General features: G+C 63.7%; 19 protein-coding genes. 9 read left to right on the top strand and 10 right to left on the bottom strand.

The window, feature by feature from the left end; translation table 11 throughout:
* Positions 1 to 113 precede the first annotated feature (113 nt).
* Positions 114 to 593, top strand: coding sequence for an RNA pyrophosphohydrolase (locus tag LT40_RS15260; protein WP_043191776.1), 480 nt, complete (start codon positions 114 to 116; stop codon positions 591 to 593).
* 22 nt (positions 594 to 615) lie between these two features.
* On the top strand, positions 616 to 2,895 hold the full coding sequence (gene ptsP, locus LT40_RS15255; RefSeq protein WP_043191774.1) for a phosphoenolpyruvate--protein phosphotransferase: 2,280 nt from the start codon (positions 616 to 618) through the stop codon (positions 2,893 to 2,895).
* Positions 2,896 to 2,943: 48 nt separating this feature from the next.
* On the opposite strand, the gene LT40_RS15250 is transcribed toward ptsP, so the two are convergent.
* Both LT40_RS15250 and LT40_RS15245 read right to left on the bottom strand, forming a co-directional pair.
* Positions 2,944 to 3,870, bottom strand: a complete 927-nt coding sequence (locus LT40_RS15250; protein ID WP_043191771.1) for a 2-hydroxyacid dehydrogenase — start codon at positions 3,868 to 3,870, stop codon at positions 2,944 to 2,946.
* Between the two features lie 521 nt (positions 3,871 to 4,391).
* Positions 4,392 to 5,471: a tartrate dehydrogenase gene (locus LT40_RS15245; RefSeq protein ID WP_043191769.1), complete on the bottom strand. Its 1,080-nt coding sequence runs from the start codon at positions 5,469 to 5,471 to the stop codon at positions 4,392 to 4,394.
* Positions 5,472 to 5,589: 118 nt separating this feature from the next.
* Between LT40_RS15245 and LT40_RS15240 the strand changes: the two genes are divergently transcribed.
* The 3 genes from LT40_RS15240 (at position 5,590) to LT40_RS15230 (ending at position 9,532) form a co-directional block, all read left to right on the top strand.
* Positions 5,590 to 6,507, top strand: coding sequence for a LysR substrate-binding domain-containing protein (locus LT40_RS15240; RefSeq protein ID WP_043191767.1), 918 nt, complete (start codon positions 5,590 to 5,592; stop codon positions 6,505 to 6,507).
* A gap of 300 nt (positions 6,508 to 6,807) precedes the next feature.
* Positions 6,808 to 7,845 carry an ABC transporter substrate-binding protein gene (locus LT40_RS15235; RefSeq protein ID WP_043191765.1) on the top strand — a complete coding sequence of 346 codons (1,038 nt, stop codon included), beginning with the start codon at positions 6,808 to 6,810 and terminating at the stop codon, positions 7,843 to 7,845.
* A 13-nt stretch (positions 7,846 to 7,858) separates the two neighbouring features.
* Positions 7,859 to 9,532, top strand: coding sequence for a GMC family oxidoreductase (locus tag LT40_RS15230; RefSeq protein ID WP_043191764.1), 1,674 nt, complete (start codon positions 7,859 to 7,861; stop codon positions 9,530 to 9,532).
* A gap of 118 nt (positions 9,533 to 9,650) precedes the next feature.
* Here the strand turns inward: LT40_RS15230 and LT40_RS15225 are convergent, their stop codons facing one another.
* The gene (locus LT40_RS15225) at positions 9,651 to 11,078 is read right to left on the bottom strand and encodes an aldehyde dehydrogenase family protein (RefSeq protein WP_043191761.1); all 1,428 of its coding nucleotides are present in this window, start codon (positions 11,076 to 11,078) and stop codon (positions 9,651 to 9,653) included.
* A 196-nt stretch (positions 11,079 to 11,274) separates the two neighbouring features.
* Between LT40_RS15225 and LT40_RS15220 the strand changes: the two genes are divergently transcribed.
* The 4 genes from LT40_RS15220 (at position 11,275) to LT40_RS15205 (ending at position 15,137) form a co-directional block, all read left to right on the top strand.
* On the top strand, positions 11,275 to 12,222 hold the full coding sequence (locus tag LT40_RS15220) for a LysR family transcriptional regulator (RefSeq protein ID WP_043191760.1): 948 nt from the start codon (positions 11,275 to 11,277) through the stop codon (positions 12,220 to 12,222).
* 139 nt (positions 12,223 to 12,361) lie between these two features.
* A complete protein-coding gene (locus LT40_RS15215; protein ID WP_043191759.1) occupies positions 12,362 to 13,066 on the top strand; it encodes an HAD-IA family hydrolase in 705 nt (234 codons plus the stop codon).
* A 46-nt stretch (positions 13,067 to 13,112) separates the two neighbouring features.
* Entirely contained in the window at positions 13,113 to 14,396 is a 1,284-nt protein-coding gene (locus tag LT40_RS15210) for an NAD(P)/FAD-dependent oxidoreductase (RefSeq protein WP_043191756.1), read from the top strand.
* 30 nt (positions 14,397 to 14,426) lie between these two features.
* Positions 14,427 to 15,137 (top strand): cupin domain-containing protein, encoded by a 711-nt coding sequence (locus tag LT40_RS15205; protein WP_043191753.1) that lies wholly within the window; start codon positions 14,427 to 14,429, stop codon positions 15,135 to 15,137.
* A gap of 75 nt (positions 15,138 to 15,212) precedes the next feature.
* Here the strand turns inward: LT40_RS15205 and LT40_RS15200 are convergent, their stop codons facing one another.
* From LT40_RS15200 to LT40_RS15170, 7 genes are all read right to left on the bottom strand, one after another.
* Complete coding sequence (locus LT40_RS15200) at positions 15,213 to 15,704, bottom strand: Lrp/AsnC family transcriptional regulator (protein ID WP_043191751.1); 492 nt, start codon at positions 15,702 to 15,704, stop codon at positions 15,213 to 15,215.
* A 38-nt stretch (positions 15,705 to 15,742) separates the two neighbouring features.
* Positions 15,743 to 16,429 (bottom strand): HAD family hydrolase, encoded by a 687-nt coding sequence (locus LT40_RS15195; protein ID WP_043191749.1) that lies wholly within the window; start codon positions 16,427 to 16,429, stop codon positions 15,743 to 15,745.
* Positions 16,430 to 16,753: 324 nt separating this feature from the next.
* Positions 16,754 to 18,046, bottom strand: a complete 1,293-nt coding sequence (gabT, locus tag LT40_RS15190; RefSeq protein ID WP_043191748.1) for a 4-aminobutyrate--2-oxoglutarate transaminase — start codon at positions 18,044 to 18,046, stop codon at positions 16,754 to 16,756.
* A 208-nt stretch (positions 18,047 to 18,254) separates the two neighbouring features.
* Positions 18,255 to 19,343 carry an ABC transporter ATP-binding protein gene (locus LT40_RS15185; protein WP_043191747.1) on the bottom strand — a complete coding sequence of 363 codons (1,089 nt, stop codon included), beginning with the start codon at positions 19,341 to 19,343 and terminating at the stop codon, positions 18,255 to 18,257.
* Between the two features lie 137 nt (positions 19,344 to 19,480).
* A complete protein-coding gene (locus LT40_RS15180; protein ID WP_043191745.1) occupies positions 19,481 to 20,941 on the bottom strand; it encodes an NAD-dependent succinate-semialdehyde dehydrogenase in 1,461 nt (486 codons plus the stop codon).
* 136 nt (positions 20,942 to 21,077) lie between these two features.
* Entirely contained in the window at positions 21,078 to 21,875 is a 798-nt protein-coding gene (locus tag LT40_RS15175; protein WP_043191743.1) for an ABC transporter permease, read from the bottom strand.
* Positions 21,875 to 22,795 carry an ABC transporter permease gene (locus LT40_RS15170; RefSeq protein WP_043191741.1) on the bottom strand — a complete coding sequence of 307 codons (921 nt, stop codon included), beginning with the start codon at positions 22,793 to 22,795 and terminating at the stop codon, positions 21,875 to 21,877. Before LT40_RS15170 ends, LT40_RS15175 begins: the two co-directional genes overlap by 1 nt.
* Between the last annotated feature and the right edge of the window lie 26 nt (positions 22,796 to 22,821).

Genomic DNA, 22,821 nt, shown 5'->3' with positions numbered 1-22,821 from the left:
GGCCCACAGAATACGGACTTTTCACATGTGTGCACATAAGCTATGCGGCGTCGTTGCTGCCTTCACAGGCTTTGTGGAACAATGCCAGAACATGCGTTTACGAGGTTGTTGCCGTGATCGACCCCGATGGTTTTCGCCCTAACGTTGGCATCATTCTTACCAATGACGCCGGTCAGGTGCTATGGGCTCGGCGTATCAATCAGGACGCCTGGCAATTCCCGCAAGGGGGCATCAACCCTCAGGAAACGCCGGAAGAGGCCTTGTACCGCGAGCTGAATGAAGAAGTCGGGCTGGAACGCCAGGATGTAGAAATACTTGCCTGCACCCGCGGCTGGTTGCGTTATCGTCTACCCCAACGCCTGGTGCGCACGCACAGCCAGCCGCTGTGCATCGGCCAGAAGCAGAAATGGTTCCTGCTGCGCCTGGTGTCCAACGAACAGCGCGTACGCATGGACCTGACCGGCAAGCCCGAGTTCGACGGCTGGCGCTGGGTCAGCTATTGGTACCCGCTGGGCCAGGTGGTGACATTCAAGCGCGAGGTCTACAGACGCGCGCTCAAAGAGCTAGCCCCGCGCCTTCTCTCGCGCGACTGACGACGGAGTTCGACCCCGAGCCATGCTCAATACGCTGCGCAAGATCGTCCAGGAAGTCAACTCCGCCAAGGATCTCAAGTCGGCGCTGGGGATCATCGTGCAACGCGTCAAGGAAGCCATGGGCAGCCAGGTCTGCTCGGTGTACCTGCTGGATCTGGAAACCAATCGCTTCGTATTGATGGCCACCGAAGGCCTCAACAAGCGCTCCATCGGCAAGGTCAGCATGGCCCCCAACGAAGGCCTGGTGGGCCTGGTGGGCACCCGCGAAGAACCGCTCAACCTGGAAAACGCCGCCGGCCACCCGCGCTATCGCTACTTCGCCGAAACCGGCGAGGAGCGCTACGCGTCCTTCCTCGGTACGCCGATCATCCACCACCGTCGTGTGGTGGGGGTGCTGGTGATCCAGCAAAAGGAGCGGCGTCAGTTCGACGAGGGCGAAGAAGCCTTTCTGGTCACCATGAGCGCGCAATTGGCGGGGGTGATCGCCCACGCCGAAGCCACCGGTTCGATTCGCGGCCTGGGGCGGCAGGGCAAGGGCATCCAGGAAGCGCGCTTCGTTGGCGTGCCCGGCTCGCCCGGCGCCGCAGTCGGGACCGCGGTGGTGATGCTGCCGCCGGCGGACCTGGACGTGGTGCCCGACAAGAGCGTTAGCGACATCGATGCCGAGCTGGCGTTGTTCCAGAACGCGCTGGAAGGCGTGCGCAACGACATGCGCACCCTGTCGGCAAAACTGGCCACCCAGCTGCGCCCCGAAGAGCGGGCGCTGTTCGACGTCTACTTGATGATGCTCGACGATGCCTCGCTGGGCAGCGAAGTAACCAACGTGATCAAGACCGGCCAGTGGGCCCAGGGTGCGCTGCGCCACGTGGTCACCGAGCACGTCAACCGTTTCGAATTGATGGACGACGCCTACCTGCGCGAGCGCGCCTCCGACGTCAAGGACCTGGGGCGGCGCCTGCTCGCCTATTTGCAGGAGGCGCGCCAGCAAACCCTGGTCTACCCCGACAACACCATTCTGATCAGCGAGGAGCTGTCGCCGGCCATGCTCGGCGAGGTGCCGGAAGGCAAGCTGGTGGGCCTGGTGTCGGTCCTGGGTTCGGGTAACTCCCATGTGGCCATCCTGGCGCGTGCCATGGGCATCCCGACGGTGATGGGCCTGGTCGACCTGCCGTATTCCAAGGTCGATGGCATCAAGATGATCGTCGATGGCTACCACGGCGAGGTCTACACCAACCCCAGCGACATCCTCAGCAAGCAGTTTGCCGATGTGGTCGAGGAAGAGCGACAGCTGGCGCTGGGCCTCGACGCCCTGCGCGAACTGCCCTGCGTGACCCTGGATGGCCACCGCATGCCGCTCTGGGTCAACACCGGGTTGCTGGCCGACGTGGCCCGCGCCCAGCAGCGCGGCGCCGAGGGCGTCGGGCTGTACCGCACCGAAGTGCCGTTCATGATCAACCAGCGTTTCCCCAGCGAGAAGGAACAGCTGGCCATCTACCGTGAGCAGTTGGCAGCCTTCCACCCGCTGCCGGTGACCATGCGCAGCCTGGACATCGGCGGCGACAAGTCGCTGTCGTATTTTCCCATCAAGGAAGAGAACCCGTTCCTGGGCTGGCGCGGCATTCGCGTGACCCTCGACCATCCGGAAATCTTCCTGGTGCAGACCCGCGCGATGCTCAAGGCCAGCGAAGGCCTGAACAACTTGCGGATCCTGCTGCCGATGATCTCCGGCACCCACGAGCTGGAAGAAGCCCTGCACCTGATTCACCGGGCCTGGGGCGAGGTGCGCGACGAGGGCACCGACGTGCCGATGCCGCCGGTGGGCGTGATGATCGAGATCCCGGCGGCGGTGTACCTGACCAAGGAGCTGGCGCGCCAGGTCGACTTCCTTTCGGTGGGCTCGAACGACCTGACCCAATACCTGTTGGCCGTGGACCGCAACAACCCGCGCGTGGCCGACCTTTACGACTACCTGCACCCGGCGGTGCTGCAGGCCCTGCAGCACGTGGTCACCGAGGCGCATGCCGAAGGCAAGCCGGTGAGCATCTGTGGCGAAATGGCCGGCGACCCGGCTGCGGCGATACTGTTGATGGCGATGGGTTTCGATAGCCTGTCGATGAACGCTACCAACTTGCCGAAAGTGAAGTGGATGCTGCGTCAGGTCAACCTGAGCAAGGCCAAGGAACTGCTGGCCCAGTTGAGCAAGATCGACAACCCGCAAGTTATCCACAGCTCGCTGCAGCTGGCCCTGAAGAACCTGGGCCTGTCGCGGATGATCAATCCGAGTACGCCGAAGAAGCACTGAAGCGCCTGACCTGTGGCAGCCCTCTATGTGGCTGCCACAGGTTTGCCGCTAATAGCCGGTGCCCGGCTCCACCAGACCGACCATGTCCTCACCTCGTTGATGCCTGCGGATGTTCTCCAGCAGTACCTCGAAGGCCGAGTGCGGATCGGTCATGGCGCCGATGTGCGGGGTCAGCCAGATTTTAGGATGGTCGAGGAAAGGGTGATCGCTGCGTGGCGGCTCTTCTTGCAGCACATCGACGATTGCATGGGCCAGATGGCCCGAGTCCAGCGCCGCCAACAAGTCCGCTTCCACCAGATGGCCACCACGGCCCAGGTTGATCAGGCTCGCGCCCGCGGGCAGCGCGGCGAAGGTCTGCGCGTTGAGGATGCCGGCAGTGTCGTGGGTCAGCGGCAACAGGCACAGGAGGATGTCGCAGCTGCCGAGAAAGTCCGGCAGCTGTTCCAGGCCGCCGTAGCACTGCACGCCGGGCAAAGTCTTGAGCGTACGTGACCAACCACTCAGGGCAAAGCCGAACGGCCTCAGCGTATTCAGCGTGGCCTGGCCCAGGTTGCCCAGACCCATGACGCCCACACGACGCTTGCTGGCTGCCAGCAGCGGATGGGCCTTCCATACGCCTTCGCGCTGTTGCTGCAGGTAGGTCGGCAGTTGTCGATGCAAGCCAAGCACGGCAAAGCCTGCGTATTCGATGATGCCTTGGGCAATGCCGGGGTCGAGCATGCGCACCACGCTGACCAAGTCGGGCACATGGGCCAGATCGAACTGGTCGACCCCCGCCGAAGTGGCGAAGACCACCTCAAGCTCGGTGAACCGTTCATACAGGTCTGCAGGCGGCTGCCAGGCCGCAAAGTAGCGCACCTGCGCCGGGTCGCCGATGTCTGGCCAGAAACGCACGGGAATATCCGGGGCATGTTCGGCGAACAATGCCTTCCAGACCGACGCACGCTCGTCGGGGACTTTGAACAGCAGCGTCATAAGGCGGGTTCTCATGGACGATCGGAGGGAACACCGACGATGCCAGATCGCGACGCAACATTCTCCCGAATCGAGCCGGTCAAACAGAACAAGTTGACCGTAGGAGCGGTACCGCGTGGGAGCAGGACTCTGTGGGAGGAGGGGCTGTGGGAGCGGGCTGCGGTGTGTCAGAGGTACCGCGGTGCTTGTTTCGCGGGCAGAGCCCGCTCCCACAGGGGGCTGCGGTGTATCAGAGGTACCGCAGCGCTTGTTTCGCGGGCAGAGCCCGCTCCCACAGGGGGCTGCGGTGTATCAGAGGTACCGCAGCGCTTGTTTCGCGGGTAGAGCCCGCTCCCCCAGTGGAGCGGTGATAGCCTTTCCCACAGCGCACTGCCAATAACCTTTGGAGCATTGGCACCTTGTGGGAGCGGGCTCTGCCCGCGAAGGCTTCACTGCGGTACACCTGAAACACTGCGGTGCCTGTTTCGCGGGCAGAGCCCACTCCCACAGGGGCGCTAGGGTGTGTCAGGTGCATCGCGGCATCAGCAGACGGCGGCGATGGCCTCGCCCAAGGCGCGAGTGGTGCCGGTGCCGCCGATGTCGGCGGTCAGGGGCGCTTGTTCGGGGCCCATGGCCAGGACCTTTTCAATGGCCGCCAGAACCTCCGCTCCTGCCTCAGGATGACCGAGGTGTTCGAGCATCATGGCGCCGCACCAGATCTGCCCGATCGGATTGGCCACGCCCTTGCCGGCAATGTCCGGCGCCGAGCCGTGTACCGGTTCGAACAGGCTGGGGAAGTTGCGCTCCGGATTGATATTGGCCGACGGCGCAATGCCGATGGTGCCGGTGCAGGCCGGGCCCAGGTCGGAAAGGATGTCGCCGAACAAGTTGCTGGCCACCACCACATCGAACCAGTCCGGGTGCAGCACGAAGTTGGCCGTGAGAATGTCGATGTGGTACTTGTCCACGTTCACGGCCGGGTACTTCTTGCCCATCTCGACCACGCGTTCGTCCCAGTACGGCATGGTAATGGCGATGCCGTTGGACTTGGTGGCCGAGGTCAGGTGTTTCTTGGGTCGGCTTTGCGCCAGGTCGTAGGCGAACTTGAGAATGCGGTCCACGCCAACGCGGGTCATCACCGTTTCCTGCAGGACGATCTCGCGGTCGGTGCCGGGGAACATCTTGCCGCCCACGCTGGAATACTCGCCTTCGGTGTTCTCGCGCACGACCCAGAAATCGATGTCGCCGGGCTTGCGGTTGGCCAGTGGTGCCTTGACCCCAGGCATCAAGCGGCAGGGGCGCAGGTTGACGTACTGGTCGAACTCGCGGCGGAACTGCAGCAGCGAATCCCACAGCGAAACATGGTCGGGCACCACATCGGGCCAGCCCACGGCGCCGAAGTAGATGGCGTCGTAGCCCTTGAGCGTCTCGAACCAGTCATCAGGCATCATCTTGCCGTGCGCCAGGTAGTAATCGGCACTGGCGAAATCGAACCAGTCCCATTGCAAGTGCAGGTCGTAGCGGGCGGCCACGGCGTCGAGCACACGAACCCCTTCTGGCATGACTTCCTTGCCGATGCCGTCACCGGGGATCACCGCGATCTTGTAAGTGGACTTGCTCATGCTGCACTCCAGTCATTGATGCATGGGTTGATGAACCTGTGGACTCAGTGTAATCAGTGTGTCGGGATTAATAATTGGCCTGCTGGTTAAGCCATTCTTAGATTCAGGTAAACAATCCATGAGCATGATCGATGACCTGAGCTTCTTTCAGCAGGTGGCCACCCGGGCCAGCTTGACCGAGGTGGCCCGGCACCTGGGCCTGTCGCTGCCCGCAGTGAGCAAGCGTCTGAGCCAGCTGGAGCAGCGCCTGGGCGTGCAGTTGCTGCAACGCACCACGCGACGCTTGTCGCTGACGCCTGAAGGCGTGCTGTACCTGGAAGGCGGGCGGCCGATCCTGCGCCAGCTCGATGAGCTGGAAAGCGCGCTGGGTACGCGTCAGCCGACTTTGCATGGCCGGTTGCGGATCAATGCCACCCTGGGCTTTGGCCGCAGGCACCTGGCCCAGGTGGTCTCGGCCTTTGCGCGCCTGCATCCTGAATTGGAAGTGTCCCTGGAGCTGAGCAGCCAGCCGATGAGTCTGCTCGACGATCAGTTCGACCTGGGCGTGTTCATGGGCGAGCCGCCCGACTCGCGCTTGATCGCTGTGCGCCTGCTGGAAAATCCGCGCGTGCTGTGCGGGGCGCCCAGATACCTTGAGGACATGCCTGCACCGACTCAGGTGGCCGATCTGGCGGCGCACAATTGCATCGTGCTGCGCCAGTTTGGTAGCGATTACGCCATCTGGCGCTTCCGCAAGGACGGCCGGGACTACGCGCACAAGGTCACCGGAACGCTGTCGAGCAATGACGGTGAAGTGGCGCTGGGCTGGGCGCTGGATGGCCATGGTTTGATCTTGAGGTCGCGCTGGGATGTGCAGACGCATCTGGAAAGTGGACGGTTGCAAGCGCTGTTGACCGACCATCAGGCGCCGCAGGCCGATGTGTACGCGGTGTACCAGCAAAGGCGCCACACGCCCCAGCGCATCGCCGCTTTCGTGCACTACCTGCGCGAAGCGCTTGGCCAACGATTGCCGTTCGCCATGGTGGAACACGGCTGACTGGCACCTGCGTCCTGTAGCAGCGGCGCGAGCCGCGTCCGGCCTCCAAGCGGTGGGTCAGGTGTACTGCGGCGTTGGTGACGCGGCTCGCGCCGCTGCTACAGGGGGTATGGGTGACTGGGATTCATAACCTGAAATCATGGTGGTACTGACTAATGGTGCATTGTCGTTCTGGCGTGTCGTCTTGTACCTTCCAGCGATCCCGCTCGGTCGAACAAAAATACAGAACCGGTGCAAACATGGGCTACCCGTCGAGGTTTTTGTCGCTGCCGAATTAATCTACCCCCAGGATGATTTGCCATGAAAACCTTGTCTTTCGGTTCTGTCCTATCCCTGTTGTACGTAGCCATGGCGTGCACCACCAGCGCCCAGGCCGAGCAGATTACCTTCGTCTCCCAAGGTGGCGTGTACCAGGAAGCGCAGACCAAGGCCATCCTCGACCCCGCCGCCAAGTTGCTCGGCATCACCATCAAGCAGGACAGCGTTCCGGACGCATGGCCCATGGTCAAGGCCCAGGGCGAAACCGGCAAGCCGGTGTGGGACGTGATCGACACCCCACCTTCGAACTGCATCCGCGGCGGCCGCGAAGGCCTGATCGAACCGTTGGACCTGGCCAAGATGCCCAACGTCAAGGGCATGCCCGAAGCCTATCGCACGCCTTATTCGGTGGCCTACGAGTTCTATTCCTCGGTACTGGGCTACAACACCAAGTCTTTGAAGAAAGTGCCGCAGAGCTGGGCCGACTTCTGGAACGTCAAGGATTTCCCCGGCACTCGCGCTTTGCGCAACGACCCCATGGGCACCCTGGAAGCTGCGTTGATTTCCGATGGCGTGCCGCGCGACAAGCTCTATCCCCTGGACGTCGACCGCGCCTACAAACGCCTGGCCCAGATCAAGCCGGACATTGCCGTGTGGTGGAGTTCGGGCGGGCAATCGGCCCAGCTGCTCAACGACGGCGAAGTGGACATGCTGATGATCTGGAACGGCCGCGTGGGCGCGGTGAAGAAAGACAACGCCGATGTCGACTTCACCTACAACGATGGCATCTTGCAGAACACCCAGTTGTGCATCCTCAAGAACGCGCCGAACCTGGCCCAGGCGGTCAAGTTCGTCGACACCGCCGTGTCGCCCGAGCTGCAGGCCGACTTGCCCAAATACATCGACTACGGACCGGGCAACCCTGCTGCCTTCGCCACCGGCAAGCTCAGCGCCGAACGGGGCAAAGAGCTGCCCAGCTCGCCGGAAAACGCCGCCAAGCAGGCGCTGATGTCCGAAGAGTGGTGGTCGTCGGCCGAAGGCATTGCCGCCAAGGACCGCTGGTTGAAATTCGTCCAGTAAGGCGGCCGCAAGCGTGATCGACTATCTGATTCTGGGCGGCGGCAGCGCGGGCTGCGTGCTGGCCGCGCGGCTGTCCGAAGACCCGAACAAGCGCGTGTGCCTGGTGGAGGCTGGGCGCGACATTGCGCCGGGCAAGATGCCAGCGACCATCGCCAGCCGTTATCCGGGCCGAGCTTATCTGGATGAGCGCAACATCTGGCAGCGCCTGACTGCACGCATGGCCGCCCAAGGCAGCCGTCGCTACGAGCAGGCGCGCCTGCTCGGGGGTGGCTCGGCGATCAACGCGCTGATGACCAACCGCGGTGCGCCGGACGACTACGATGAGTGGGGACGGCTGGGCGCCGAGGGCTGGAGCTGGGCCAGCTGCCTGCCGTACTTTCGCAAGCTGGAAACCGACTGTGATTTCACCGGACCCTTGCACGGTGATGCCGGGCCGGTGCGCATCCGGCGTACGGCACCGGCGTTCCTGTCGCCCTTCGTCAAGGGGGTCATGGGGGTGTTGGCTTCTCGCGGCTTGCCCACCCGCCCAGACCAGAACGGAGAATGGCAGGACGGCGTCTACGTCGGCGCCATCGGGGTAAGCGAGCAGGGCGAGCGGATTCCGGTGTCGGTGTGCTACCTCACCGACGAGGTTCGTGCGCGGCCCAACCTGACGCTGCGTACCGAGTGTGTAGTGGACCGTGTGTTGTTCCGCGGTACCCAGGCGGTCGGTGCTCGGCTGCTGGACCGGGCTGGCGCGGTGGAGGAAGTGCAGGCGCAGGAAGTGATCGTCTGCGCCGGAGCGATCCACAGTCCGGCGCTGTTGATCCGCAGCGGGGTAGGGCCGCTGGACCAACTGCTGGACTTGGGCGTGCCGCTGGTGGCCGACCGGCCAGGCGTAGGCGGCAACCTGATGGAGCACCCGTCGATCGCCGTGTCGGCGCTGTTGACGACACAAGGGCGCACGCCGCACGTCGACGAGCATCACGAACAGGCGATCGTACGCTTCTCATCCGGGTTGCCGGGCACCGTGCCGGGTGACATGCACGGGGCGATCCTGTCGCGCTCCGGCTGGCATTCGGTGGGTTACCGGTTGGGCACGATGTTTTTCTGGGTCAATAAATCCTACTCGCGGGGGCGGGTGCAGGTGACGTCGCTGGATCCGTTGCAGGAACCGGATGTCCGTTTTTCGATGCTGTCCGAAGCACGCGACCTGCAGCGTTTGAAGCAGGCCGTACGCATGGGCGCCGAGACGTTGTCGGCACCGGGCCTGGATCCTCTGCGCACCGTGGTGTTTCCATCCAGCTACTCGCCCAGGGTGGCCAAGGTGGCGATGCCGGGGCGCTTCAATGCCCTGCAGCGCGGGGTGTTGAGCCTGCTGCTGGATATTGCCGGGCCGTTGCGCGGGTGGGTGGTGCGTGGCTTGGTGACCCAGGGGGTGACGCTGGACAAGCTGCTGGCCGACGATCGCGCATTGAGCGAATTCGTGCGAACCAATGTGGGTGGCACCTGGCATCCGTCGGGCACCTGCCGCATGGGCCGGTTGGACGATCCCCAGGCCGTGACCTTGGGCGATGGCCGAGTGATCGGCGTAACGGGGTTGCGGGTGTGCGATGCGTCGCTGATACCGGCGATTCCGTGCGCCAACACCAACGTGCCGACCATCATGATGGCCGAACGCATCGCGGATCTGATCAAGGCGGGGTGACACCGCACTTCTTCAGATAGCTTGCGGTGCCTGATTCGCGGCCGATGACCGCTCCCACAGTTGGCCTGAAATGAACCGTGGGAGCGGTCCGTGGCCGCGAAAGGGGCGCCGCGGTGTTTCAGGCCCCCCAGCCGACGATACCCTTCACCTCCAGAAACGCTTCCAGGCCCCATTCGGCATATTCGCGGCCATTGCCGGACTGCTTGTAACCCCCGAACGGGGCTGCGGGATCCCAGCTTGGGTAGTTGATGTAGACACTCCCGGCGCGCATTTGCAGGGCAACCGAGCGAGCCCGTTCCTGGCTGGCCGACTGCACGTACGCCGCCAGCCCGAACACGCTGTCGTTGGCCATACGCACCGCATCCTGTTCATCGGTATACGGCTGGATCACCAGCACTGGGCCGAAGATCTCTTCGCGGGCAATGGTCATCTGCGCATCCACCCCGGCGAAGATCGTCGGCTGTACGTAGTACCCAGTGTCCAGTCCGGCGGGCCGACCCAGACCGCCACACACCAACTGCGCGCCTTCGTCGATGCCCAGGGCGATCATCCGCTGGATCGCCTGGTATTGCCGGTCACTGATGACCGGGCCCAGGGTGGTCGACGGATCGTCGGGCACGCCGACTCGATGGGTCGATGCCGCCTGGCGAGCAATAGCCACGGCCTGATCGTGCAGCGCGGCGGGCACCAGCATGCGCGTCGGCGCATTGCAGGACTGGCCGCTGTTGCCAAAGCATCCGTTGACTCCCGCCGTCACGGCGGCGTGCAGGTCCACGTCATCAAGCAGGATATTCGCCGACTTGCCGCCCAGTTCCTGATGCACACGCTTGACCGTCGGCGCGGCCAGCCGCGCCACTTCCACACCCGCTCTGGTGGAGCCTGTGAACGACACCATGTCCACGTCGGGATGGCTGGCCAGCGCCGCACCCACGTCTGGGCCGTCGCCATTGATCAGGTTGAACACGCCTGCGGGCACCCCGGCGCTGTGCAGTACTTCGGCGAAAATGATCGCGTTGATCGGCGCGATCTCGCTGGGCTTGAGCACCAAGGTGCACCCGGCTGCCAATGCCGGCGCCACCTTGCAGGCGATCTGGTTGATCGGCCAGTTCCAGGGGGTGATCAAGGCCACCACGCCAACCGGTTCCTGGTTGATCAGGGTGGTGCCGCGCGTCTTGCGAAACTCGAAGCTGTCCAGGGTGCGCAGCATCTGCTCCAGGTGACGCTTGCCGATGCCGGCCTGCCAGTCATGGGCCAAGGCCTGGGGCGCGCCGACCTCCTGCATGATGGCCGCGGCGATGTCGTCGTAGCGGGCCATGAAGGACTCGAGAATCCGTTCGAGCAGCGCCTTGCGCTCGGTTGGAGTGGTAAAGGCAAATTCAGTGAAGGCCCGCCGCGCTGCTGCAACGGCGACATCGACGTCGGCCTGCTCACCCAAGGCGATTTCGGCAAAGGCCTGCTCGGTGGCCGGGTTGATCACCGCCAGGCGGCGCGCGCCGGAGGGCTCGACCCATTGCCCGTCTATATAGAACTTCAACGCGTTGTCCAAAAGTCGCTCTCCACCCGTGATAAAAAAAGCCGATGCCCCCTGGTACCCGTAGCAGCGGCGCGAGCCGCGTCCGGGTTTGTGCGGTTGGTCAGGCACACCGCGTGTGTCGCCGACGTGTCAGGCTGGTGGTCAGGATAGGAAGGGTTTCGGCGTCACGGCAATTTACTAATAGTTTTCCCAGGCATAAACTCAGGTCATGTCCAACCTTCGTAGAAAGCTGCCCAGTTCCGGCTCCTTGTTCGTTTTCGAGGCGGCGGCGCGTTGCGGCAGTTTTACACGTGCGGCCGACGAGCTGTGCGTCAGCCAACCTGCGGTCAGCCGCATGCTCTCGCGGCTGGAAGATCACCTCGGGGTGCAGCTGTTCGAGCGCGTTCGTGGCGGCGCGCGGCTCACCGAAAGCGGGACTATCCTCTATCGCCGGGTTCAGGAAGGCTTCGACACCATCGAGTCGGCCATCAGCGAAATCTCTGCCCGCGCCACGGGTATGGAAACCATCACCCTGTCGGTGTCCACCGCGTTCACCACCCACTGGCTGATGCCGCGCATGAGCCGTTTCAGCGAGCGTTTTCCCACGGTCGACATGCGCTACCAGCTGATGTCCGGACGCATCGGCGGGCCGTTGATGGACGTCGACCTGGGCATGCGTTACCTCGACGTCGGTAGCGTGAAAGCCGCAGACTGCCTGGTCCTGCCCGAGATCACCCTGCCAGTATGCAGCCCCCAGTACCGCTCCGCAGTGCCGGGCGGCAAGGGCAAAAGCGCAACGCCTGCGCTGATCCACATGGACAACCAGGACCGCACCTGGGCTGCGCCTTTCGACCAGGGCGGACGCACCGACAGTGCCCTGGTGTTTTCCGACTATGCCGTGGTCGTGCAGGCGGCCCTGCTCGGCCAGGGTATGGCGCTGGGCTGGCTCAACGTGGTGTCGCACTGCCTGGCCAACGGGCAACTGCTGCCGGTGGGCGATGCGGTGACCGTCAGTGCCCGGCGCTGCTGCCTGGTGACTCCGGCCAACCGCCCGAGCCGGCCGATCGTCGACAGCGTACGCCAGTGGATCATCGAAGAGATGCAGGCGGACATCGCGCGAATCGATGCGCTTTACCCCCAGTTTAGCCTGGTCAAGAAGATCGCCGAGGCGTCCTGAACCCAGGTATGCCGCGAGGGCGGGAAAAACGGTAGGTTATGCCCTGAGGTAAGGACAAAACAGAACATATGGCGATTCACCCGGCTGATAATTGAACCACACCTTGCATCTTCCCTTGGTTCATCCTGTGGAGCGCCCTATGTCATTCAAGCAGTTCAAAGCCCTGACGTTCGATGTCGTCGGCACCCTGATCGATTTCGAAGCCGGCATCCTCAACCATGTGCGCGAAGTGGCCGGTGAAGCGGGCAAGGCGTGCAGCGACGACGACATCCTCAAGGCCTACCGCGAAGCCCGTGCGATGCCCGATTCGGGCTGGTGGCCGGACGACCTGGAGCGCTGCTACCACTTGATCGCCAACAAGCTCGGCTTGCCAGACAACGACGAATACGCTCGCGGCCTGGCCCTGGCGGTGGAGAACTTCCCGGCCTTCCCGGATTCGATCGAGGCGCTCAAGCGTCTGCACAAGCACTTCAAGCTGGTGGCCACCACCAACTCGCAGATTTGGGCCCTGAACCACATGGCCAAGACCCTCGACGAGCCCTTCGATGTGCGCGTGACGGTCGACGACGTGCGCTTCGAGAAGCCCGATCCGCAGTTCTTCGCCTACACCCGGGGCGTACTGGCCACGCAGGGCATCGTCTTCGAAGAAATCCTCCACGTCGCCCAGAGCCAATACCACGACATTGGCGTAGCCATGCGCCTGGGCTACCAGACCTGCTGGATCGAGCGTCGCCACGCGCAGAAAGGCAGCGGCGGCACTCTGGAATCCGAGCACACCAAACCGCACTACCATTTCACCTCGCTGGCGCAACTGGCCGACGCGGTCGAGCAGGAACTGGGCTGACAACCGCGGCGCTCATCTGGAGCGCCGCCACTCGTGGAAACCGGCTATGACTGTGAAGAGTTTGTGGGCGGCCACCGCCCGACCGGGGCCGGCACTGCAGGCGCTGCAGGGCGACCGGCAGTGCGATGTGGTGATCGTCGGCGCCGGCTACACCGGGCTCTCGGCGGCGCATCACATTGCCCTGAGCGGTCGCGAGCCGTTGATTCTGGAGGCTAACACCTTGGCCTGGGGGGCCAGCGGCCGGAACGGCGGCGTGGTGTCGCCCAAGTTTCGCGTCGGCTTTCCTGCCCTGATGCAGCGCTTCGACCGCGGCACCGCGTTGCACATGTACCGCACCGGCTATGCCGCTGTGGACAGCCTGGTGGAAATGGTCGAAAGCCTGGGCATCGAGGACGCCCAGTTGCACATGGGCGGGCATATCGCTGCGGCCCATAACGAGCTCGCCCTGACCGGGCTGCGCAACACCGCTGAGTGGATCAAGCGTGAAACCGGCGGCGAATCATCACGCATGATCGATGCCGACCAGGTAAGGGAAATGACCGGCTCGAGCATTTTCCACGGTGGGCTGCTGACGCCCAAGGCGGGCGGTATCCACCCGCTCAACTACGCCCGTGGCATGGCCAACAGCTTGCACGAACGGGGCGTAAAGATATTCATCAACAGCCCGGCGTTGCAGGTTCGCCAAGAGGGCGACCGGGTGATCGTGCAGACGCCCCAGGGGCGGGTCAGTGCCAAACAGGTGGTGTATGCCACCAATGGCTATTCCGACCAGAGCGCCGCGACCGACACCCTGCACCGACGGCTGATTCCGTTTCGCAGCGCCATCATCGCGACTGCGCCACTGCCCGTGGATGTGCTGGCCAAACTAATGCCCGGTGGTCAGGTCTGTGGCGACACCAAGCGCATGCTGCGCTGGTTCCGGGTGATCGGCGACCGGTTGATCTTCGGCGGCCGCGGTGCGTTCGGCAAGGACGATTCGGACAGCGCCTTCGCCACCCTGCAACGCAGCATGGGTGTGGTGTTCCCGATCCTGCGTGACCAGCCCGTGACGTTTCGCTGGTCGGGGCTGGTGGCCATGACCCTCGATTACTTGCCCCACGCCGGCCAACTGGATCCGCGCAGTTTCTATGCCATCGGCTACAACGGCGGCGGTGTGGCGATGTCCACCTACATGGGCAAGCAACTGGCTGCCATGACGGCCGGCGAGCCGGTGCAGTTGGGCCTGCTGGCGGGCGATACCTTCAAACCCATCCCCCTGCATGCCTTCCGCGCGCCCGGTGTACGCCTAGCCGCCGGTTGGCAACAACTGCTGGATGCCATCGGCCGCTGAGCCGCCCACTTCATTGCCAAGACGAGCCCTATGCCCCCGATCCTGCATTATTCACAGCCCCCTCTCGACCGCCAATTGCCCTTGGCAGCCTTTGCCTTGCAGGACGACCCACTGGCGGCCGGGCGCACCGTGCACTTTCATGACGCCCACAATGGCTATGCGGTGGGTGCCTCGACCAGCGTCGGGGCCAACCTGTCGATCGAGGATTTTCCTTGGGTCGAACTGGGGATCGTCGAAGCCGGCGAGTTGACCCTGCAAGGCGAGGGTTTCGACCTGCGCCTGAAGGCCGGCGATTGTTTCGTGGTGCCCCGTGGCATCGCGGTGCGCTGGCAGCACCGTGGGCAGCTACGCCGCCTGTTCATGGCTTTTCCAGGCTTGGTGCCGAGCACCGACATGCCGACGAAGCCGCTGAAGATCGATTTCGCGCAGCTGCTACCGCCCAGCGATCCACCGGCCGCCACGGTGCTGCTCACCCCGACCCCCAAGGCCTGGAGCACAACGCTGTTCAGCGCGGCGAACCTGCGCATCGGTCTGTGGCAGTGCGAGGCCTATGCGCGCAAGCAGGTGCAGCCGGGCTACAGCGAGCTGATGTTCATTCTGGAAGGGGCTGTGACCCTGTCGCCCGAGCAGGGCGAGGCGTGCACGGTGAACGCAGGGGAGGTCGTGGTGGTGCCGGCAGGCGCGACCAATGCCTGGGCCAGCACGCAGACGGTGCGCAAGGTGTTTTGCATATTGAGTTGAGACGGTGTGACCGGCGGACGCGGCTCGCGCCGCTGCTACAGGGGATTGGTGTGATGGCTGGACGCGGTGCGGGCATCAAACCGCCCGCACCAAACTGCGCAACGGCACGGCGCTCTTGAGCACCGGGCTCTTGATGACGATGTAGCTGAAATACTTGTCGATGCCGATGTTCTTGTCGAGGATCGACTCCATCAATTCCTGGTAGTGCTGGATGCTGCTGCACAGGAACCGTACCAGATAGTCATACCCGCCGCTGATCAAATGGCATTCGAGCACCTCGTCGATGTTGCGAATGCTCGATTCGAACTTCACGAAATCGGCGCGCTTGTGGTCCGACAGGGTCACCTCGGTGAACACCGTGACAGAGCTGGCGAACTTGGCCAGGTTGACGTGCGCTTCGTAGCCACTGATGTAGCCCGCCGATTCCAGGCGCTTGACCCGTTGCAGGCAGGGGCTGGGTGACAGGCCCACCGCTTCGGCGAGGCTGACGTTAGTCATGCGCCCGTCTTTTTGCAGTTGCACCAGGATATTGATGTCGATGCGATCCAGTTTCGTTGCAGCATCCATGGGGTGGACCTCGTCAAGTCAGAACATGAACGTGGGCCTCAGGCGTGCAATGCCGTTTGATGGGCATGGGCGAGGTCCGCAAGGCTGGCGTATTCACAGCGCTTGCCGTCCAGAGCCTGGGGCGAGAGATTCCATGGCTGGCGATGATCGCGGTGCAGGGTACACACCGGAAAGTCCACACGCAGGTTCCATGGGTCATCCGTTTCGGTACTGCGCACCGGCAGCAGCTGCGAGCGCTCCAGACCCAGGCGCTGCAACTCGACGGCGAGGCTGCTGTGCCAGGCGTCGTTGCAAGGCTCGATGACCGCATCGAATGCCACGGGCAAGCGTTGGGTCAAGGTGCCCACATCGATGCCGTGGGGTGGGGCGATCAGTATCAACCGGTAGAACTTGCTCAGGTATTGCAGGGCACCGGGGGCGTCTTCGAAGATTGGCCAGTGCACCGACGAGCTACCGAAGGCAACACTTTCATCCCAGCCGGGAATCACATGCAATCGGTGCGCCATGCGCTGGTACAGCTGGCCGTGGAAAGCGCTGGCGCTGGCATTGCCGCCCGCCCGGCCAAGCTCTTGGGCGATCACGCGGTAGGCGTGCAGCAGTTGTTCGTCGCTGCTGGAAATCGGGCTCTGCACCGACAAGGGTCGCAGGCCTTCGAGAATGCCCCGTTCACGGTCGACCAGGGTGGCGTACGAGAACCCCAACGCCTTGTACTGTGTGACTTTCATGATTTGCTCCCGAGCGACGGTATGAGTGGCTTCCCTGCAGACTTCTACAGCTTATCCGGCGTAGGAGCGGTCCGTGGCCGCGAAAAGAGCGCCGCGGTGTATCAGACAAACCGCAGCGCATTCTTCGCGGCCGATGACCGCTCCCACGGTTGGCCCCGATTCCTGTGGGGCGGTCCGTGACCGCGAAAATAGCGCCGCGGTGTATCAGGCAAACCGCGGCGCATTCTTCGCGGCCGATGACCGCTCCCACGGTTGGCCCCGATTTCTGTGGGAGCGGTCCGTGGCCGCGAAGAGGCCGGCGGCCTTCCAGAAGGCTTGCGTCGATCAGGCCCCGGCTTTTGCCAATGCCTTGTCGAGCATCTGCAAAGCTTCCGCCACCTGCTCGGCGGTGGTCACCAGCGGTGCCAGGAAACGCACCACGTTGCGATACAAACCACACTTGATCACCAGCAACCCCGCGTTACGCGCCTCGTCGATGATCCGTTGGGTGAGGTCGACATCCGGGCTGTGCGCGGCATCGTCCTTGATCATCTCGATCGCTAGCATGAAACCCAGCCCCCGCACTTCACCGATACGCGGATAGCGCTTCTGCAATGCCAGCAAGCCCTCGCGCAACTGCACCGCACGCTGCTCGCCCTGGGCCAGCAGGTCTTCGTGCTCGAACAAGTCCAGCACCGCCAGCGCCGCCGCGCAGGCCACGGCGTTACCACCGTAGGTACCGCCCAAGCCGCCTGGGGTCGGCGCATCCATCATTTCGGCCCGACCGACCACGCCCGACAGCGGCATGCCACCGGCCAGGGACTTGGCAACGGTAACCAGATCCGGCTGGATACCGGCATGCTGGAAACCGAACATCTTGCCGGTACGGCCGAAGCCGGCCTGGATCTCATCGGCGATCAACACGATGCCATGCTGCGTACACAGCGCGCGCAGCGCCTGGAGGAATTCGACCGGCGCGGCCAGAAAGCCACCGTCGCCCTGCACGGGCTCGATCAGAATCGCCGCCACGCGGTCCGGTGCCACGTCGCTGGCGAACAGTTCGTGCAGCTGCGCCAGGGCGTCGTCGCTGCTGATGCCACGGTAGGCATTGGGGTAGCTAGCGTGATAGATCTCCGCCGGAAACGGACCGAAGTTCTGTTTGTAGGGCTGGCTCATGCCGGTCAGGGTTACCCCCAGCAGAGTGCGGCCGTGGAAGCCACCGCGGAACGAAATCACCGCTGGCCGGTTGGTGTAGCTGCGGGCGATCTTGATGGCGTTTTCCACCGCTTCGGCGCCGGAAGTGAACAGCACGCTCTTGTAGTGCTCGTCCCCGCCGATCAGCGTGTTCAACCGCGCCGCAACGTCGATATACGTCTCGTAGGCCGCGACCTGAAAACTGACATGGGACACCTTGCCCACTTGCTGACGCACCGCCTCGACCACGGCCGGGTGGTTGTGGCCGACATTGAGCACGCCGATACCGCCGACGAAATCCAGATAGCGCTTGTTGTCCACGTCCCACAACTCGGCGCCGTGGGCGCGCGCGGCGACTACCGGGTGGGCGGTGGCGATGCCGCGAGGTACGTGTTGTTCGCGCAAGGCAAGCAGGCGTTGATTTTCGGTCAGTGCAGAATTCATCTCGATCTCCGTGAGCGCCGAGCGTGGCGGGTGATGTGATCAGGATAAGGAGTGGCGGAAATCACAAGCACCGAAGTTGCGGGGTGCGGTGGGGTGTTTGCCTGTTTTTTGCGGGTGGGGCGGTAGATTCGGTTGTTTGGGTGGTGGGGTGTCAGTGAGGGCCTCTTCGCAAGTTCTTTGCCCGCGAAGAGGGCCCTCACTGACCTCCTCAAACCCCGGCGCGGGGCACCACGATGGTGTCTTCGGGGTGCAGGCGCATCAGCATGGGCGAGCCGATCGGTGGCAGGCTCAGGTTGCCTTCGTGGTGGCTGGGCTGGCGCAGGCTGACCGTCGGCCCGCCGTCCAGGTCGACGAAGACTTTTAAGCTCTCACCCTGAAAGACGATGTCGGCGACCCGCCCGCTCAAGCGGTTCCACTCAGGTCCTGCGCTGGCGCTGTCCAGCAGCAGTTTTTCCGACTGCAGCGCCAGGAACACATCCCCCGAAGCCGGGACCGGCCGGGTGGTGCGCAGCGGCGTGGCACCCAGGGTCAAGCCGTTGTCCGCGCCGCGTTGCAACGGCACCAGGGTGCTTTCACCGATGAAGCTGGCGACGAAGTCGTCCGAAGGGTGATCGTGCAGGCGGCGAGGGGTGTCGACCTGGACCAGTTGCCCGCCGCGCATGATGGCGATGCGGTCGCTCATGGTCAGCGCTTCACGCTGATCGTGGGTCACGTAGATCATGGTCGCGCCCAGGCGCTTGTGCAGGGCGCGCAATTCGATCTGCATGGTTTCGCGCAGTTGCTTGTCCAGGGCCGACAGCGGTTCGTCCATCAAAATCAGCTTGGGCTCGAAAACGATGGCCCGGGCCAGGGCCACGCGCTGGCGCTGGCCACCGGAAAGCGCTGCGATCGAACGCTCTTCGTAGCCGCTCAATTCGACCGTGGCCAGCGCCTGCTTGACCCGGTCGCGGCTCTTGCTCGGGCTTTCGCCGCGGGCGCGCAATGGGAAGGCCACGTTCTCGCCGACGGTCATGTGCGGAAACAGCGCGTAGTTCTGGAATACCACGCCGATCTCGCGCTTGTGCGGCGGCATCAGGGTAACGTTGCGTTCGCCGAACAGGATGTTGCCGGAGCTGACCCGGATGAAGCCGCCCAGGATGCTCAGCAGGGTGGTCTTGCCTGAGCCCGACGGGCCGAGCAACGACATGAACTCGCCGGCTTCGACCTTGAGGTTGACGTTGTCCAGCGCCTTGAGGCTGCCGTAGTGCTTGCTGACCTGGTTGACGCTGACCGATTCGAAACCTTCAGTGAAATTCATCTGTGGTGCTCCAAGAGATCAAGAATGTCGTTCCTGCAGGATGTCAGTGCCGGCCTCTTCGCAGGCAGAGACCCGCTCCCACAGACAGCGTGCGCGCTTTTGTGGGAGCGGGTCTCTGCCCGCGAAGAGGCCCACCATCAACCCAACCCACCGATATGCCAGGCCTTCACTTCAAGGAATTCATCCAGGCCATACTTGGAACCCTCGCGGCCGGTGCCCGATTGCTTCATGCCGCCGAACGGCGCCACCTCCATGGAAATGATCCCGGTGTTCAAGCCCACCATGCCGAACTCCAGGCGCTCGCCCACGCGCCAGGCGCGGCGCATGTCCTGGGTGAAGTAGTAGGCGCCCAGGCCATAGGGCGTGGCGTTGGCCAGAGCCAGGGCTTCTTCTTCGGTATGAAAGCGGAACAGCGGCGCCACCGGGCCGAAGGTTTCCTCACCGGCCAGCAGCATGTCGGCGTTGGCGTCCAGCAACACCGTGGGCTGCACGTACAGGCCGTCGTTTTGCGGCAATCCGCCGATGGCCACGCTCGCGCCTTTCTCCACCGCGTCGCTGATGTGGCGGGCCACCTTGTCCACCGCTGCCGCATTGATCAATGGGCCGATGGTCACGCCCTCGGCCAGACCATCGCCGACTTTCAGCTCGGCCACGGCCGCCTTCAGGCGCTCGGCAAAACGGGCATAGATGCCGTCCTGCACCAGGATGCGGTTGGCGCACACGCAGGTCTGCCCGGCGTTGCGGAATTTGCTCTGCATGACCCCGGCGATGGCCAGGTCCAGGTCGGCGTCGTCGAACACGATGAACGGCGCGTTGCCGCCCAGTTCCAGGCTCAGGCGCTTGATGGTCGAGGCGCACTGGCTCATCAACAGTTGGCCCACGCGGGTGGAACCGGTGAACGACAATTTGCGCACCGCCGGGTTGCTGGTCATCTCGCCACCCACGCCCGCCGGCATGCCGGTGAGCACGTTGAACACCCCGGCCGGAATGCCCGCGCGCTCGGCTAGCACAGCCAAGGCCAGGGCCGACAGCGGGGTCATCTCCGAGGGCTTGACCAGCACCGGGCAGCCGGCGGCTAATGCCGGCGCGCACTTGCGGGTGATCATGGCATTGGGGAAATTCCACGGGGTGATCGCCGCGACCACGCCGATCGGTTGCTTGAGCACCAGGATGCGTCGGTCGGCAGCGGGCGACGGAATGGTGTCGCCGTAGATGCGCCGGGCTTCCTCGGCGAACCATTTGACGAAGCTGGCGCCGTAGGCGATTTCGCCGCGCGACTCGGTCAAGGGCTTGCCTTGTTCGGCGGTCATGATCAGGGCCAGGTCTTCCTGGTTGTCCATGATCAGTTGGTACCACTTTTCCAGGAGCTTGGCGCGCTCGGCCGCCGGGACTTGGCGCCAAGTGGTGAAACAGGCTTCGGCCGCCGCGATCGCGCGTTGGGTTTCGGCGCCCTGCAGGGCCGGGACGTGGGCGATGGTGCTGCCATCGGCGGGGTTGGTCACCGCTAGGGTGGCGCCGTCATCGGCATCGATCCACTGGCCGTTGGCGTAGGCCTGCTCGACGAGCAGGGAAGGGTCACGCAGTGAATGCTTCAACATGATCAGGGTGCCTTTGCAGTCCGAACGATGGACCTAGTGTAGAAATGTCCGCGCAGTGGCCGATGCCGAGATGGGGCACTCGGCGGGGCGTGGATGCTGAATTGCGGTGGGGTGGCGGCAGGCTGTGCTGGAGCTGTCACCCCTGCTTGTTGCGCCCAGCGACCACCACCAGAATCAGCGACGCCAGAATCAATATCGAGCTGATCGCCGCGATCGTCGGATCGATCTCATCACGCAGCGCGGTGAACATGCGCTTGGTCAGGGTCTGGTTGTCGCCTCCGGAGATGAACAGCGCCACCACCGTTTCATCCAGCGAAGTGATGAACGCGAACAGGGTCGCCGAAACCACGCTGGGTTTGATCTGCGGCAGGGTCACCGCCATGAACGCGCGAAAGCGGTTCATGCCCAGGCTGCGCGCGACCATCTCTTGCGACATGTCGAAATTGCGCAGCCCGGCCAGCAGGGCAATGATCACGTAGGGCAGGGCCAGCATGATGTGCGCCAGCACCAGGCCAGTCAGCGAACTGATCAGCCCCACTCGCGCGTAGACGAAAAACACCCCAGCCGCGATGAGGATGATCGGCACCATCATGGGCAGCAGCAACACGATCTGCAGGGTGCGAATCACCTTCAGGCTCGAGTTGTTGATGGCGTAGGCTGCAGCCATGCCGATCGGCAGGCTGACCGCCGTGGTCACCACCGCCGTGATCAGGCTGACCCGCGCCGCCGACATCCACTCGGCGCTCTGGAAGAAGGCTTCATACCAGCGCAGCGACCATTCCTTGGGCGGAAACTGCAGAAAGCGCGCCTCGGAGAACGACATCGGCACCACGATCAGCACCGGCACGATCAGGTACAGCAGAATCGCCGCGACCAGCACGGTGAACAGCACGTGCGACAGGCGTAGCTGGCGCAGGTAGGCAAACATAGTCATCAACGTGCTCCCAGGATGCGTTCGATGGGAATGAAGCGGTTGATGCCCCAGAAAATCAGGAACACCACGAACAGCAACACCAGGCCCACCGCACTCGCGGCGCCCCAGGCGTGATAGAGCTCGACGTTGCGCTGCACCAGCATAGACACCAGGATGGTGCGGCCGCCGCCCAGCAGTTCAGGGGTGATGAAGAAGCCCAGGCAGATCACGAAGACCAGGATGGAACCGGCCATCACACCGGGCGCGGCCATCGGCAGGAACACCCGGCGAAAGGTGTAGAAGGGTTTCGCGCCCAGGCTCTCGGAGGCCTGCATCAAATCTTGCGGAATCTTCTTCATCACCGAATACAGCGGCAGCACCATGAACGGCAGCATCACGTGCAGGGTGCCGATCACCGTGCCCGTGGTGTTGTGCATCATGTTCAACGGCTGGTCGATGATGCCCATGTCCAGCAGCGTCTGGTTGACCACCCCGCGCCGTTGCAGCAACACCAGCCAGGCGTAGGAGCGCACCAGCACGCTGGTCCAGAACGGCAGGATCACGCAGATCAGAATCAGGTTGGCCCAGAAGCCCTGCAGGCGCGAGGCAGCGTAGGCGATGGGAAAGCCCATGACGATGGACAACAGGGTCACGATCAGGCTGATCTTGAAGGTCAGGTAGAAAGTGTCCCAGTAGATGCGTTCTTCGAAGATGCGCGCGTAGTTGGCCAGCGAGAAGCCTTCTTCGGTCTGCACCGACTGGAACGCCAGCCAGCACATCGGCAGGATCAGCAGCACCACCACCATGAACAACGCCGGGGCGAGCAGCAGCAACATCGAAGTGTTTTCCCGACGCTCCTCGCGCGCCAGGACATCGGCATTGCTCGCCGGCGGCTCGCTATGAGCGTCGGGCATGGATTTGGCGAGATAGGCGTTGGACATGGAACGATTCCTCACGGCCGAGCGCC

Origin of the sequence: Pseudomonas rhizosphaerae, from assembly GCF_000761155.1 — a bacterium.
Taxonomy (GTDB): domain Bacteria; phylum Pseudomonadota; class Gammaproteobacteria; order Pseudomonadales; family Pseudomonadaceae; genus Aquipseudomonas; species Aquipseudomonas rhizosphaerae.
The sequence above is the reverse complement of the archived record's forward strand: the minus strand, read 5'-3'. Positions and strand labels throughout refer to the sequence as shown.

Excerpts from the sequence above, each read along its gene's own strand:
- LT40_RS15215 (WP_043191759.1), top strand. The coding sequence starts at position 12,362 with ATGTCATTCAAGCAGTTCAAAGCCCTGACGTTCGATGTCGTCGGCACC.
- LT40_RS15200 (WP_043191751.1), bottom strand. The coding sequence starts at position 15,704 with ATGGATGCTGCAACGAAACTGGATCGCATCGACATCAATATCCTGGTG.
- LT40_RS15195 (WP_043191749.1), bottom strand. The coding sequence starts at position 16,429 with ATGAAAGTCACACAGTACAAGGCGTTGGGGTTCTCGTACGCCACCCTG.
- LT40_RS15250 (WP_043191771.1), bottom strand. The coding sequence starts at position 3,870 with ATGACGCTGCTGTTCAAAGTCCCCGACGAGCGTGCGTCGGTCTGGAAG.
- gabT (WP_043191748.1), bottom strand. The coding sequence starts at position 18,046 with ATGAATTCTGCACTGACCGAAAATCAACGCCTGCTTGCCTTGCGCGAA.
- LT40_RS15170 (WP_043191741.1), bottom strand. The coding sequence starts at position 22,795 with ATGTCCAACGCCTATCTCGCCAAATCCATGCCCGACGCTCATAGCGAG.
- LT40_RS15235 (WP_043191765.1), top strand. The coding sequence starts at position 6,808 with ATGAAAACCTTGTCTTTCGGTTCTGTCCTATCCCTGTTGTACGTAGCC.
- LT40_RS15175 (WP_043191743.1), bottom strand. The coding sequence starts at position 21,875 with ATGACTATGTTTGCCTACCTGCGCCAGCTACGCCTGTCGCACGTGCTG.
- LT40_RS15205 (WP_043191753.1), top strand. The coding sequence starts at position 14,427 with ATGCCCCCGATCCTGCATTATTCACAGCCCCCTCTCGACCGCCAATTG.
- LT40_RS15240 (WP_043191767.1), top strand. The coding sequence starts at position 5,590 with ATGAGCATGATCGATGACCTGAGCTTCTTTCAGCAGGTGGCCACCCGG.
- LT40_RS15210 (WP_043191756.1), top strand. The coding sequence starts at position 13,113 with ATGACTGTGAAGAGTTTGTGGGCGGCCACCGCCCGACCGGGGCCGGCA.
- LT40_RS15245 (WP_043191769.1), bottom strand. The coding sequence starts at position 5,471 with ATGAGCAAGTCCACTTACAAGATCGCGGTGATCCCCGGTGACGGCATC.
- LT40_RS15180 (WP_043191745.1), bottom strand. The coding sequence starts at position 20,941 with ATGTTGAAGCATTCACTGCGTGACCCTTCCCTGCTCGTCGAGCAGGCC.
- LT40_RS15185 (WP_043191747.1), bottom strand. The coding sequence starts at position 19,343 with ATGAATTTCACTGAAGGTTTCGAATCGGTCAGCGTCAACCAGGTCAGC.
- ptsP (WP_043191774.1), top strand. The coding sequence starts at position 616 with ATGCTCAATACGCTGCGCAAGATCGTCCAGGAAGTCAACTCCGCCAAG.
- LT40_RS15220 (WP_043191760.1), top strand. The coding sequence starts at position 11,275 with ATGTCCAACCTTCGTAGAAAGCTGCCCAGTTCCGGCTCCTTGTTCGTT.